Below are 13442 nucleotides of genomic sequence, written 5' to 3'. Positions count from 1 at the left end.
TAATTAAGCGCTTTTATTTCTTATATAAATATGATATAATCCTTGGCAATCGATTCTATTAAAAATGAGGTGTGAATGTCTAAAAATCTCGAATTTAAGGTAGGTGAAAGAGTAGTATATCCGTCCCACGGAGTCGGAGAAATTGTTGACGTCGAAGCTCAAATGATTGCCGATATTAGCCTTAAAGTTTATGTTATTTCTTTTCCTCAAGACAAAATGATTCTACGAGTTCCTGTAAATAGAGCATCTGCAGTTGGCCTTAGAACTCTAATTAATAAAAACGATATCCATGAAGTATATGCAATCCTACAAGGGAAACCCAAGCGTGGTAACAAGATGTGGAGTAGGCGTGCTCAAGAATATGAAACCAAAATCAATTCTGGAGAAATATCTGCGATTGCTGAGGTTGTCAGGGATCTTTACAAAAATGTTGACAACGATCGTTCATATAGTGAAAGGACAATATATGAGTCAGCTTTAAATAGGCTAGCTTCCGAAATAGCTGTCCTTGAGAATATTTCAGAAGCTGAAAGCTCTGCTAAACTAATTGACCTTCTAAAAGAAAAATTAGCAGCATAGTTACGGATTTTTAAAGTTTTAAAACCTATTTAGTTAGTAAGAAAATAAATCCTTATTAGGATTAGTAATTTAAAATTGTCAGCATTAAAGATAAAATTCCTTCAACTTTAGTTTGATTTTTACTAACTATCTGTAAATTTTACATGTTTTTTCTTAAGGTGAGGATTAGCTCTATAATACAATTTTATAATGGCTAAAGTATGTACCACTCTAAATAGCTTTTATTAATAAACAATAACTTAAGGAGACTTTTGTCTTCTCCCTACAATTATCTGAAGTAAGTTTTGTATTTACCAATCCGTTGCTAATTATAATAATTACAAAGGGCTTTAAACCATAAAAACCGCCTGTAATAGTTCCATAGTTATTCGTTACTCCTTAGAATACTTTATTTATAAACTTTCTTTACTAACAAAACCTAAAAAGTATAAAATTAATTAAGTTCTTCCATTTTTTATAGTAATAAAAGTTTTAATAAGAAACTGAAGTAGTATAGGAATTGCAGTATATTAACTGAGCAAATTATAAATTTCCTGCCCAGAATATATAATCTATAAAGAATGTATATTCCCAATCGGGGTTCAGAATTCTTTAGCAAAAAATATAACGCATAAATATTTGGAAACTACTGCGTGAACTACTTTCTCTTATACTTCTTAACTTTGCAACCTATTTATGTTGCAGGAAATAACCAATATGAACAAATACTTAACTCTTTTACCTAAAATTAAAAAAAAACCACTTCACTATTTAAAGCAAATAATATATGGTCCTCCAGAATTAAAAATTTTAGTTTTATGAATACCAAATTACGCTCTTACCTAATAGGTGTGGCATGGTTTATATTGAGTTTGGTTACTAGCTCGGTAAACGATGTAATTTCAAAATATCTAGGCCTTAGGCTTCACAGTTATGAGGTTACTTTCTTTAGGTTTATGTTTGGAACAATTAGTTTAATTCCATTCATATTTTACTATGGGATGGACACATTAAAAACTATTAGACCTTTTGTTCACTGCATTCGGGGTGTTTTGTTATTTCTTGGAATGGCAGGCTGGACATATGGAGTAACTATAGCGCCTATTACTACTGGTACTGTTATCACATTTACTATACCCATTTTTGTTTTAATTCTTGGAATCTTTTTCTTAAGTGAACGCATCATCTGGCAAAGATGGGTAGTAACAATTATTGCTTTTATTGGTATTGTTGTAACTCTAAATGTACATTCCCAGGATTTTAATCTTAACGTACTTGTATTTGTTGCTTCTGCCATATGCTTTGCAATTCTAGATGTTTTTAATAAAAGGATCGTTATACAAGAATCAATGATCAGTATGCTTTTTTATTCTGCTACTATAACAACTTTAATATCATTACCTTTTGCTCTTCATAATTGGATTATGCCCACAATGCACGAACTAGCATTATTATTTATTCTAGGTATGGGCGGTAATTTGATCCTATTTTTCATTCTCAAAGCATTTACTTATGCAGATGCAACAGCTGTGTCTCCTTACAGATATCTTGAGTTATTATCCTCCGCCATAATTGCCTATATAATATTTGGAGAAGTTCCAAGTACATCAACTATTTACGGTGCTTTAATAATAGTGCCTTCAACATTCTTCATTATTTATTCGGAAAAAAGAGAATTTAATAAACAAACTAGCGAACGTGGAGAAAAAGAATGAATAAACACAAACTGATTTTAACAAGTAGTGTTGCTAATAGTTTCGAATGGTACGATTATGCTTTATTTGGTCATTTCGCACCAATAATTGGGCAAAAATTCTTTCCCAATACTGACCCTAGCATTTCTTTACTGTATGCTTTTTTGGCATTTGCCGTTGGTTACTTAATGAGGCCAATAGGTGGTATTTTTTTTGGAGTAATCGGTGATAGATTTGGCCGGAGAGCGGCCCTCAGCGCATCGGTTATTTGTATGGCATTCCCAACTGCTGCAATAGGTTTTCTTCCTACCTACGAAACCGCAGGAATAGCTGCAACAAGTATGATGATATTAGTTAGAATGCTTCAGGGCCTTTCCATGGGAGGTGCATTAACAGGATCCATATCTTTCGTTATTGAACACACAGAAAAAAGTCACAGAGGTTTTACCTCTAGTTTTTCAATGTCCAGTATTTGTGTAGGTATTCTATTTGGTTCTTTAGTCTCATATTTAATAAAATCGATTTTCACCCCAGAACAATTTAACTCCTGGGCATGGAGATTGCCATTTTTGATTGGTATATTCATTTTCTTCGCTGGTATTTATATCAAGAAACATACAGCAGAAACTCCTTTGTTTCTTGAGAACAAGTCATACGGTAGAGTAGAACAACACCCTTTAAAATTTGCTTTCAAACATCACTGGTTTGATATGTTGATTTCCATTCTTATTAATGGAACTGGATCAGTAATATTCTATGTTGAATCAATATATTTGATATCTTATCTAAAAATACACAGAGGATTTGGCGAAGAGGAGGTAAGTAACTTAGTTAATATATGCTATATCATTATGATAATAGTAACTATTTTAGGAGGGTGGCTTTCCGATAAAATAGGCAGGAGAAAAATATTTGTTATTAACTTAGTAATTATAATTTTAACTTCCACATTCTTACTTGAATCTTTCGAATTCGGCAATTTCAGTTCTATTATTATAGCACAAATTATTATTGCAATTCTAGCTGCGCTATATATCGGACCAGAACCGGCTCTACAGGCTGAGTTATACCCAACTAACATCAGAAGTACAGCTCTTTCGGTTTCTTATAATACCGCTACTAGTATTTTTGGTGGTACTGCTCCATATATAATGGAATCATTAGTACAAAACGGCAATATGGGTTCAGGCTCAATTTATATAATCGTATGTGCTGTTTTTAGTTTGATAGCTCTATATTTTTATGTTGATCGATCACAATCGCTCGTAAGAAATACTTAAAAATATAGAGAGTAAAAGCAAATCACTATGCAAAACAAAGATTTAGCAACTACTGCAGTTTTGTTAGACGAAACGCAAGTAATAAAAAAGTTATTGCCTAAAATTAAATTTCCTGCCCCTGAGCAACAAGCAATTGTTGCTCAAGCTGATGCATTCATTGAACTCATTGCTGGTTTCATAGTTTAAAAACGGGTGGGTTTTTATTCTCGTCGATAAGATTTTGGAACTGCAGCTTTTGTATTGGAATTTTTGATGATTTTATAATCAAATTGCTTAATTTTTGGCAATTTGGGCAGTATTCTCCCTTTAGCTTCATCCGCACCTTGTTTAATCCATGCTTAGCCGTTATCCACAAAAATGCCGCAGGTTAACCATGCTGTAGGCTATAGTTTTCAGAGCATAATGGTTTATGCTGTGGAATTCAAATCTCAGTAACAACCGTTTGAATTTATCTTCCCAGGCAAATATTCTCTCTATCGTTCTAAACCTTTCTTTAAAGATTTTCCGGCAAAAAGTTTGCTTTCTTCCTCGCTTAGATTTCTTGCGACTCCTTTTATTCTCTGGCATATTAGGAGTCATGCCAAGATTAAAAATTGCTTTACGATTTTTACGTGAATTATATACACCATCTAAGCTCATGGTACTTTCCTTGAGATCTATACCTATTAGTTTTACAATCTTTTTTAAGTTTGATATTGCAGGAGTAAGCAGGATTCCTTCATTCCTATTACCCGGAGCAGTAACAAAAGGCGCAATAACATTGCAGTTTCTATCACAAAACGGTACAACCTTGTCTCCTTTAGTGTGTTTATGACCATTATACCCTAAGTTGTCACCCCTTTTTTAGCAGAAGTACAAGTACCATCACCATGTAATATATCAGTATCAAGCATTCCAGCTTTAAATAACCTTGCCACCGAAGCTTCGAAAATCTTATCAAAGCATCCGTGCTTAACCCAGAACTTAAAAGCATTATAGATATTAGTATAGTGAATTTCTGGCATGCCGTCTTTATTTTTGTCTATTGGTATCTGTTCCCATTGGCAACCAGTATGCATGAGTTTAAGAATGTAATTAAATAATTTGAAAAATGATATCTTTTTACTTGGACCACGTGTGCCTTTTTTAAGATGCGGTAAGACAAATTCGTTAAATTCATCTTCTCTCAAAACAGTAGGAAGCTTGTTGTATCGTCTAATTCTGCTCATTCTATTTGGTTACTTAAATAAAATTAATGAATACTCAATATATCTACAAACCTTTTAAATACAAGGCTATAATGGTTTTATTTCGTAAAAATTCAAACCCGCAATGAGTTCATAGATAAAAACTGACCATTTCCTTTAACCACTGGACGCTTTAAGTTATCGCCAAACATATGAAACTACCTTAACTTTAGCGATGATAACCCAATTAAAGCAAAAGCAATTGCTAAAATCCAAAATCTTATGACCACTTTAGTCTCCGGCCATCCTTTCTTTTCAAAATGATGATGGATAGGGGCCATTTTGAAAAACCTTTTACCCTTAGTCATTTTAAAATAATAAACTTGTATAATGACCGATAACGTTTCAATAACGAACACCCCTCCTATTATAGCCAGCACAATTTCATGTTTGGTAATAACGCTAATAGTACCGATAACTGCTCCAAGAGATAAACTTCCAGTATCCCCCATAAATACTTCCGCAGGTTTGCAGTTATACCACAAAAAACCAAGGCCACTGCCAACCATTGCAGAACATACTACCGCGAGCTCCCCAACGTGTGGGACATATATAATTTGCAGATAATTTGCATAGGTAAAATTACCTACTAGATAAGAAATAATAGCAAAAGCACTAGCCGCTATTGTTAGCGTACCAATAGCTAGCCCATCAAGGCCATCAGTTAGATTTACCGCATTAGAAGAACCGATAATAACGCACATTGCAAAAGGAAAATAAAAATAACCAAGGTCGACTAAGAGAGTCTTGAAAAATGGAACAGCTAAATCCGTTGCGTGGGAATGGAGGGAGCAATATTTTATACCTCCAAATGCGATAAGGCTAACAGCAAATTGAAAAAATAACTTCTTTTTACCCGTGATACCACGGTAATTAAACTTGCTGACTTTAGTATAATCATCTAAAAAACCAAGTAATCCGAACATTATCAGAACAAAAATAATTATCCAAACGTAAGGATTTGTAAGATCTGAAAATAATAATATAGAAAATAACATGGAGCTAATAATGATTAACCCACCCATTGTAGGAGTCCCCGCTTTAGCAAAATGAGTATCCGGACCGTCTTCCCTAATTGGTTGCCCTTGTTTTTGTAACGTCCTTAATTTCAGAATAATTTTCGAGCCTATTAGAAAACTTATAAGCAGACTGCTTAGTATTGCCATACCGCTTCTAAATGTAATGTAAGTCATTAAATTGGCTATATGCCAATGACTTGCATATGGCAGTAATATATTATAAAGCATTTGTAACTCCTAGAGCTTCGGCAACTTTTTCCAGATGAACACCTCTGGAACCTTTAATTAGAATAATTTCTTCTCTTTCAATGTATTTATTAATATCGTAAGCTAGTTCCTCAGAATTTTTATAGGTATAGACCAAAATATTTTTTGGGATTTCTTGTATAAGCTGGGGCATAATATCCCCCACTAAAAACAATTTCTTTACACCGGATTTAACAATCTGTGGGATAGCGGCGAAATGAAACTTTAATTCGTCCTTACCAAGCTCCTTCATGTCACCTAATATGGCACTCTTTTTTGGGTTTTTAAATTGATGTAAATACTCAAGGCCTGCTTTCAGGGATTCAGGACTCGCATTATAGTAATCAGTTATTATGGAATATTCCTTATCTTCTTTTTTAATATCCACGATCAATCCCCTTCCCATTTGAGGTTTGAATTGCGCGAGAACTTTTACTGCCTGATTTATATCAAGTCCCAGACAGTAGGCAACGGAAAGAGCGGCTGCGAAATTAATTGCCATATGCTTTGGTACAGCAGGCATAACAAATTCTATTTTCTCATGAAAAATACTATAAGTTAATTTAACCATATTTTGGTTTATCAGTGAATAAGATACAAATCTTATATTAGCGAATTGCGATTTACCAAAAGTTTTAATATTGCCAATTCCAGCCCTATCTATATTCTCAATACATCTTCTATAAGTTGAAATATCACGATTAAGTATTGCGATCCCAGTATTAATATCTAATCCTTCAAAAATTTCTGATTTTGCATCGGCGATTTTCTCAATAGAATCAAAAAATTCCAGATGTACGGGAGCTACTGAAGTAATTACAGCTATATCCGGTGTAACCTGTTTAGTTAAAAGGCTAATTTCTCCGGCTTTATTCATTCCCATTTCAATTACGGCAAATTCAACATCATCTGCAATAGAAGCTAGATTAATTGGTACACCGATGTGGTTATTAAAATTACCTCTACTAACAAAAGTTTTACCGAAAGAACTAAGGATTAAGCCTATTATTTCCTTGGTACTGGTTTTTCCTACACTGCCGGTAACGCCGATAAAATGAGCTTTAGAATTTTGCCTTTTGTACTCGGCTAAACCTTCTAAAGCTTCAAAGGTATCTTCTACTTTTATTATTTTATTTACTGGTGCATTTTTTATGTCTTCGCTTACAATAGCTAAAGCAGCACCTTTTGCAAAAGCGTCAAGAACAAATTTATGCCCGTCCCTTGTTCCGCCTTTCAGAGCGATAAAAATATCCCCTTTTTCTATATCTTGGGAATTAAACTGAACTTTTCCAAATTTATCATTAGTTGACAGGGTAAGTGATAGAGCCTGACCAATTTGTTCTGATGTCCAAATCATATTTTTCGCAGTTATTAAAATTACTTATTTTTCAACAGCAGTATTTGTTTTGCAATTTCAATATCGCTAAAAAACACAGTTCTGTTTCCGATAATCTGGTAAGTTTCATGCCCTTTGCCCGCAATCAATAATATATCGTTTTTTTTCAGTTTTGCTATAGTACTTTCTATCGCAAATTCCCTTCCTTCTATCTCTTCTGCTCCGGCTGCTCCTTTTAGGACATCAAGACGAATTTTTTGAGGATTTTCACTTCGTGGGTTATCATCTGTAACTACAACATAATCAGCTAATTTGCAAGCGACTTGTCCCATTAGTTCTCTTTTTGAGGGATCACGATCGCCGCCACAACCAAATACCACATATAATTTCCCCCCTTGCTGTGCCTTGATGTTTCTTAACTCCCATAATGACTTTTCTAAAGCATCTGGCGTGTGTGCATAATCAACAAATACCTGAACTTCACTTTCAACGAAACCTATTCGTTGTAACCTACCGGTTACAGCAGTAACTTTTTCTAGAACTTCAACTATGTGGTCAAAATCAAACCCGAGATTTGCCGTCATTTTAGCAGCGATAAGAAGGTTTACGGCTTGGAAGGATCCGATGATATTAGTGGTAAAAGTGTATTCTTTTTTATTATATTCAAAGACAACTTTGCTGCCGGTAAGAGAACTATTAATATTTTTTACTTTTATATTGCCATTTCTGCCAATCCCAAAATAACGTATCCTATGTTTAGCAAAGAAATTTTTAACCCCATCGCCATAGCTCGAAGCTAGTATTTCTGAATTAATTACCACTTCTCCTCCTTCTTCTAAATTTTCTCTGAAAAGCTGTAATTTAGCCTCAAGGTAATTTTCCATGGTTTTGTGGTAATCTAAATGATCTTGGGAAAAACTAGTAAAACCAGCTGTTTTTATCTTTATCTCTCCTAATCTACGTTGAGCGATTCCGTGGCTTGAAGCTTCAAATATGACGTTACTGACTTCCTTCTCTGCTAGCTCATTTAATATTTTTCTAAAAGTAATTGGATCGGCCGTAGTTAGAGACTGTGGTAACTCCTTTAAGAATTTTTCCTCGAGCTTTATCGTGGAGTTAACACCAATAGTACCTATTGTTGCTGCTTCCTGCCCAAGTAATTTTAGGATTTGATAAATATAAGAGACTACCGAAGTTTTACCATTAGTCCCCGTTACGGCCACAAGATTTACAGAAAGGTGCGGATAGATTATCTCAGCAGCAATTGCAACAGCTAACCTTATATCCTGGATATAAAAAATTTTTTCTCCTTTCCAGCTTGAATCACCTGTAAAAACGATTTTAGCAGTTTTTAAAGCTTCATTAATGAACCGGTTACCATCTATTTTCTCTCCTTTTATTGCAAAAAATGCGTCACCTGGTTTGAGATTTCTAGAATCACAAGAAATACCTTGGACATTATATTTTCTAAATAAATTTTCTATTTTCCTTTTCACTTAGGTCCGGCCATTTATTATATAATCAATATCATTTAATTCCTGAACTTCTGGATCATGTTCCTCAAGTTTATTCATTCCGTATAAGACTGCCATTCGCTCAAAAATCGCTCCAACTGTTGGAGCAGCTGTCCAACCGCCTCCTGCAAAACCATATGTTTCCTTAATACCTTGTGGCTCGTCCACTATTACATAAATAATATACTTAGGATTTGTAGCCGGCATGATTCCAAAAAACGAAGACATTCTTTTATCCTTATAATATTTACCACCAATAACTTTTTCCGCCGTTCCTGTTTTTCCTCCTACATAATATCCCTTTACTTCTGCCTTTTTACCAGTACCTTCTAAAACTACTAACCTCATAAGTTGTCTCATGTATTTCGAGGTGTTTTCCTTAAAAATACGTTCTCCTATAACCGGTTCACCGGTTTTTCTCTTAAGTAGAGTAAGGGGGTACATGATACCGCCATTAACAAGTGGCATCATTGCTTGCACAAAATGAGCAGGGCTTTCTGAAATCGCATAACCGTACGACATTGTTACTAAACTTAAATCATTCCACCTGGAATAGGGAGGGAAAAGAGGCCTTGCTCTTTCTGCTAATTCAATTTCAAGCTTGTCTAATAACTTCAGTTTTTTCAGATAGTTTCTTAAGCTGTTTTTACCAATCTCAAGCATTATCTGGCTTACGCCTATATTACTGGAGTGGAGGAATATTTGTCCGATACTATGCCAGCCTTTGACAGGATGATAATCTTTTACCTTAAATTTACCTACCTTCATATAACTCAGGTCATAAGCATCGTTCATTGAGATAACGCCAGTATCAAGCCCTATTGCTAAAGTTAGAGCTTTCATTCCGGAACCCATTTCATAAGCTCCTTGGGTAACCATGTTAAACAACTGATTACTTGCAGCATTACCTGGGTAATGTGGATCAAAATCAGGATTACTAACCATGGCAATTATCTCTCCGTTATTTGGATCGACAATAATACCGGCTGCTCCCTTAGCCTTAAATTTTTGCACGGTTTTGGCAATTTCCTCTTCGAGTATACTTTGTACTCTGACATCTATAGAGAGTTGTAGGCTAGAACCACTAGAGTGGTTATCCTCATCCCGCGTTGTTAATAGCTTATCAAAAAATTTTTCGATGCCTGCTAATCCTTCCATGTCGCGGCCTACATAACCTACAATATGAGACAACAAATTACCGTAAGTATATATTCTTTTTTGTTCTCTTTCAAATTCAAGACCAGGTATACCAAGGTTATATATATGCTCTTGCTGTTTCGGTGAAATGTCTCTTTTTATCCACACAAATTTCTTATCACTTCGGAGTAATTCTAATACCTTTTTCTTTTCCAATTCCGGAAAAACAGTAATTAATTTTTGTGCTAAAGAGTCAGTATCAACGATTTTTTGAGGTTTGGCGTATAATGAAGCTATAGGTAAATTTACTGCTAGTAAGTTACCGTACCTATCAACAATATCGCGTCTGAGCATGTTGTTTTTGCTAAGAAACTTATTAACTTCAATGAAATCGGTACTTGCTATAAAAATTAGCCTTATAGCCACAATGGAAAAAAACAGTAAAAAACCTGTAATTACCAAAATTAACCTGATTTTTATTGCATTCTCTGAAGTGTCCCAGATAAATATTTGTCTTGCTAAATTTTTATTGAACTTAATTCTATTATTTAATGTTTCCGGAAGCTTCTTCTTCGTTGTAAGAAGTTTTTTGGTTCTTTTTGAAAAATAATGCCTTAATTTTAATACTGATATTCTTGTATATAGGATTCCAAATAGTAAAAGCCTAAGGACCTTGATTACTTTTCTTTTAAGACTTAAACCGATAGAAGATTTTTGACCATTCATAATGTAGGCAGTATTACCTTATACAATAATAATTTTGCTAAAAAGCCTGATTTTCCTGATTGTTGTTTCACTAAGGTATAGCATCTTGATTCCATATATTTAACTTTAATTTTTGGAAAAAACTATAAATACCCGATTTATGGAAGAAATAGAATTGATATACACCGCACCCAAAAAACTTCAATTACAATATCATATAGAGGCAATAAAGAAAAGCCCCTGTAAATTTTACAGAGGCTTTTAATGTATTTATTTAAAATACTTTAACAAATGTATGGTTTAAAAGGATATTAGAAGTTAACTCTAACCCTTAAATTAGCTTGATGCGCTACATATTTTTTAGCCATGTGAGCATCATAACCTAAACCATATTCCATCTTGTTATAAGACGTATTTAAGCTCATACCGGCATTAAATAAGGTCTTAACTGGCTTTCCACCTTTACCGTTGAGGTAACCAGGAACTCCTGCTAACCTAATATCTGATTTTTGTTTTTTACCTATTAGATCCTGGTTTACGAATCCATGCATCTCAGGAAGGATGGTTAATCCATTTAACGTATAGTCAGACCCGTAGATCCTCGCTCCTGCTACTAATTCTACTCTATTTAGCTCTTTTCTAGAAACTGTCAAGTTTTGATTAACTGTACCAGTTTCTGTATATCCAGCATTATTAACTTTAGTTACCCTAACCCCTACCATTGGAGTAAACGATGCTTGCTTCAGATAAGTATTATAGCCCAGCATTAATTCTCCTGAAAATGACATAGATCTGTAGTTACCAGAAGCAAGCTCAGTAGTTGTATCCCCTGTCCTTCTTGTTTCCTTAGTTTTTACTTTATTAGTACCGACTGTTACAATACCGTGTGTATACCAATTATCTGTGAGCTGCTGCAATCCGTATATAGAAAGCATAACAGAGTCAACCTTTGTTTTATCACCAGATTTGAAATCTTTATGCTTAACATGGGTATTTAGATATGAAAGGGCAAGACCAATAACCATATCCTCATTAGCCTTGGTATCAAAACCTAAGCTTGCTCCGCCCACTGAAGCCTTGTAACCTGCTGCTCCTTTACTGGTTTTTTGCTTTACCTTAAGCATAGAAGGGTTAGTCCATAAACCGTACGCAGTGGGATAATCACCGGCAGATAAACCGCTATTTCCGGCTGAAGCTAGTTCTGCTTTATGGTCAAGAACCTGAGGCCTACCGCCTATCCGATTTGCTATTATATTAGAACTAACATCTCTTGTTAAATCTGCAAGGATAGGTGTTTCAGTCGGAGTTAAGCGTTTGATTAAATCTTCTCGTCCTGCTGCAGTTGTTATAGTTAAGGCTTCTGCTAGCAGCTCTGGGGACTGTCCAGCTATTCTACTATTATATATATCATCGGAATCAAGAGCAGCGTAAGTGTTAACTGCAGTAGTGATCACGGCTAAAGTAGAAACTGTTGTTAACAGATTTTTTAACAATTTTGATTTTTTTGCCATAGTTTTTCCCTTTTTTATTTACGGTTAATAAATATCTACTTAAAACAAATTAATTAGTGACTACCAAAATTATGGATTAGCTACTTAGGTCTATTACGAGCCTTCTCCCTAAGATGATGCCCCAAACGTCAATTACGAGCTGAGTATAAAAGCTCAGATGCACAATGAGCAATGATTACGTTTATTATAAATAAGACAAATTTTTTTAATATGTAAATTTACCACAGTTTTATACCGGGAATTATTTCACTTTGCCTTAATTACCGAGACTCCAATTCCTATTAATATTAAAACTATAGTTATTAAAAGCGGAATCAATTTCGGTATCGGCACAAAATGCGCAACAAATATCTTAATGCCTATTAAGATCAAAATAATAGCAAGAGAATATTTAATGTATTTGAATCTCTCTACAATATCCTCCAAGCAAAAAAACAAAGCTCTAAGGCCTAAAATAGCAAAAATATTGGAGCTATATACTATAAAGCTATTTTGGGTAACTGCAAAAATAGCGGGTATACTATCAATGGCAAAGATCAGGTCCATTGATTCAATAGTAACCAATGCCATAAATAAGGGAGTAAAAAATAGTTTACCTTCCTTTCGAATAGTAAATTTATTACCGACTAATTCCGGATGAAGATTTAAATGACTGCTAAGCCATTTATAGATAAAAGTATCGTTTATTTTGGTAGCAGGCTTATCAAGCATGTATAGAGTCTTAATACCGGTAACGATAAGAACCGCAGCTAAAATAAATAATATCCACGAAAATTGCTTAAGTAAAGCTGCTCCGGCATAAATCATTACAGCTCTTAAAATGATTACTCCTAATATTCCCCAAAATAAAACTCTATGCTGGTATTGTTGAGGAATTTTAAAAAATTTGAAAATCATTGATATCATAAAAATATTGTCAAGCGACATAGTTTTCTCGAGAAGAAATCCCGTATAATATTCACTTGCGCTTCCTGAGCCAAATTCATTAAAAACAAACAAACCAAATAAGCACGATATAGCTATATAAAAAAAACTAAGATACATGCTTTTTTTGAGGGTAATTACTTCATCTTTTCTATTGAATACCCCTAAATCGAAGATCAATAAAGCAACTACTACGCAGGCAAAAACACTCCAAGCAAAATTTTGTATACCCATATAGAATATGCCATTTAAATTACCATAATAGGCAATCGTATAACTTAATTTAACAAAT

12 protein-coding genes are annotated in these 13442 nt (G+C 34.2%); 5 read left to right on the top strand and 7 right to left on the bottom strand.

What is annotated here, in order from left to right:
- Positions 1 to 75: 75 nt before the first annotated feature.
- From N3Z16_RS06300 to N3Z16_RS06280, 5 genes are all read left to right on the top strand, one after another.
- Positions 76 to 579 carry a CarD family transcriptional regulator gene (locus N3Z16_RS06300; RefSeq protein ID WP_223939075.1) on the top strand — a complete coding sequence of 168 codons (504 nt, stop codon included), beginning with the start codon at positions 76 to 78 and terminating at the stop codon, positions 577 to 579.
- 797 nt (positions 580 to 1376) lie between these two features.
- The gene (locus N3Z16_RS06295) at positions 1377 to 2273 is read left to right on the top strand and encodes a DMT family transporter (protein ID WP_282485831.1); all 897 of its coding nucleotides are present in this window, start codon (positions 1377 to 1379) and stop codon (positions 2271 to 2273) included.
- Positions 2270 to 3532, top strand: coding sequence for an MFS transporter (locus N3Z16_RS06290; protein ID WP_282485830.1), 1263 nt, complete (start codon positions 2270 to 2272; stop codon positions 3530 to 3532). Before N3Z16_RS06295 ends, N3Z16_RS06290 begins: the two co-directional genes overlap by 4 nt.
- A 27-nt stretch (positions 3533 to 3559) precedes the next feature.
- A complete protein-coding gene (locus N3Z16_RS06285) occupies positions 3560 to 3718 on the top strand; it encodes a hypothetical protein (RefSeq protein WP_282485829.1) in 159 nt (52 codons plus the stop codon).
- Positions 3719 to 3941: 223 nt separating this feature from the next.
- Entirely contained in the window at positions 3942 to 4346 is a 405-nt protein-coding gene (locus N3Z16_RS06280; protein ID WP_282485820.1) for a hypothetical protein, read from the top strand.
- 10 nt (positions 4347 to 4356) lie between these two features.
- Here N3Z16_RS06280 and N3Z16_RS06275 read toward each other — a convergent pair whose 3' ends face one another.
- From N3Z16_RS06275 to N3Z16_RS06245, 7 genes are all read right to left on the bottom strand, one after another.
- Positions 4357 to 4740: a hypothetical protein gene (locus N3Z16_RS06275; protein WP_282485819.1), complete on the bottom strand. Its 384-nt coding sequence runs from the start codon at positions 4738 to 4740 to the stop codon at positions 4357 to 4359.
- A gap of 176 nt (positions 4741 to 4916) precedes the next feature.
- Positions 4917 to 6005: a phospho-N-acetylmuramoyl-pentapeptide-transferase gene (mraY, locus tag N3Z16_RS06270; protein ID WP_223939067.1), complete on the bottom strand. Its 1089-nt coding sequence runs from the start codon at positions 6003 to 6005 to the stop codon at positions 4917 to 4919.
- Positions 5995 to 7380 (bottom strand): UDP-N-acetylmuramoyl-tripeptide--D-alanyl-D-alanine ligase, encoded by a 1386-nt coding sequence (locus N3Z16_RS06265; protein WP_282485828.1) that lies wholly within the window; start codon positions 7378 to 7380, stop codon positions 5995 to 5997. Before N3Z16_RS06265 ends, mraY begins: the two co-directional genes overlap by 11 nt.
- A gap of 20 nt (positions 7381 to 7400) precedes the next feature.
- A complete protein-coding gene (locus tag N3Z16_RS06260; RefSeq protein ID WP_282485827.1) occupies positions 7401 to 8855 on the bottom strand; it encodes a UDP-N-acetylmuramoyl-L-alanyl-D-glutamate--2,6-diaminopimelate ligase in 1455 nt (484 codons plus the stop codon).
- Positions 8856 to 10736, bottom strand: coding sequence for a peptidoglycan D,D-transpeptidase FtsI family protein (locus N3Z16_RS06255; protein ID WP_282485825.1), 1881 nt, complete (start codon positions 10734 to 10736; stop codon positions 8856 to 8858).
- Positions 10737 to 11026: 290 nt separating this feature from the next.
- Positions 11027 to 12226 (bottom strand): autotransporter outer membrane beta-barrel domain-containing protein, encoded by a 1200-nt coding sequence (locus tag N3Z16_RS06250; protein WP_282485824.1) that lies wholly within the window; start codon positions 12224 to 12226, stop codon positions 11027 to 11029.
- 246 nt (positions 12227 to 12472) lie between these two features.
- Positions 12473 to 13384: a TerC/Alx family metal homeostasis membrane protein gene (locus N3Z16_RS06245; protein ID WP_282485823.1), complete on the bottom strand. Its 912-nt coding sequence runs from the start codon at positions 13382 to 13384 to the stop codon at positions 12473 to 12475.
- Between the last annotated feature and the right edge of the window lie 58 nt (positions 13385 to 13442).

It is taken from the genome of Candidatus Megaera polyxenophila, from assembly GCF_029982035.1.
In the GTDB taxonomy this organism is placed as follows: domain Bacteria; phylum Pseudomonadota; class Alphaproteobacteria; order Rickettsiales; family Rickettsiaceae; genus Megaera; species Megaera polyxenophila.
The sequence above is the reverse complement of the archived record's forward strand: the minus strand, read 5'-3'. Positions and strand labels throughout refer to the sequence as shown.

What these genes read in the sequence shown, in the direction of transcription:
- N3Z16_RS06300 (WP_223939075.1), top strand. Translation starts at nt 76, where the DNA reads ATGTCTAAAAATCTCGAATTTAAGGTAGGTGAAAGAGTAGTATATCCG.
- N3Z16_RS06295 (WP_282485831.1), top strand. Translation starts at nt 1,377, where the DNA reads ATGAATACCAAATTACGCTCTTACCTAATAGGTGTGGCATGGTTTATA.
- N3Z16_RS06290 (WP_282485830.1), top strand. Translation starts at nt 2,270, where the DNA reads ATGAATAAACACAAACTGATTTTAACAAGTAGTGTTGCTAATAGTTTC.
- N3Z16_RS06285 (WP_282485829.1), top strand. Translation starts at nt 3,560, where the DNA reads ATGCAAAACAAAGATTTAGCAACTACTGCAGTTTTGTTAGACGAAACG.
- N3Z16_RS06280 (WP_282485820.1), top strand. Translation starts at nt 3,942, where the DNA reads ATGCTGTGGAATTCAAATCTCAGTAACAACCGTTTGAATTTATCTTCC.
- N3Z16_RS06275 (WP_282485819.1), bottom strand. Translation starts at nt 4,740, where the DNA reads ATGAGCAGAATTAGACGATACAACAAGCTTCCTACTGTTTTGAGAGAA.
- mraY (WP_223939067.1), bottom strand. Translation starts at nt 6,005, where the DNA reads ATGCTTTATAATATATTACTGCCATATGCAAGTCATTGGCATATAGCC.
- N3Z16_RS06265 (WP_282485828.1), bottom strand. Translation starts at nt 7,380, where the DNA reads ATGATTTGGACATCAGAACAAATTGGTCAGGCTCTATCACTTACCCTG.
- N3Z16_RS06255 (WP_282485825.1), bottom strand. Translation starts at nt 10,736, where the DNA reads ATGAATGGTCAAAAATCTTCTATCGGTTTAAGTCTTAAAAGAAAAGTA.
- N3Z16_RS06250 (WP_282485824.1), bottom strand. Translation starts at nt 12,226, where the DNA reads ATGGCAAAAAAATCAAAATTGTTAAAAAATCTGTTAACAACAGTTTCT.
- N3Z16_RS06245 (WP_282485823.1), bottom strand. Translation starts at nt 13,384, where the DNA reads ATGGGTATACAAAATTTTGCTTGGAGTGTTTTTGCCTGCGTAGTAGTT.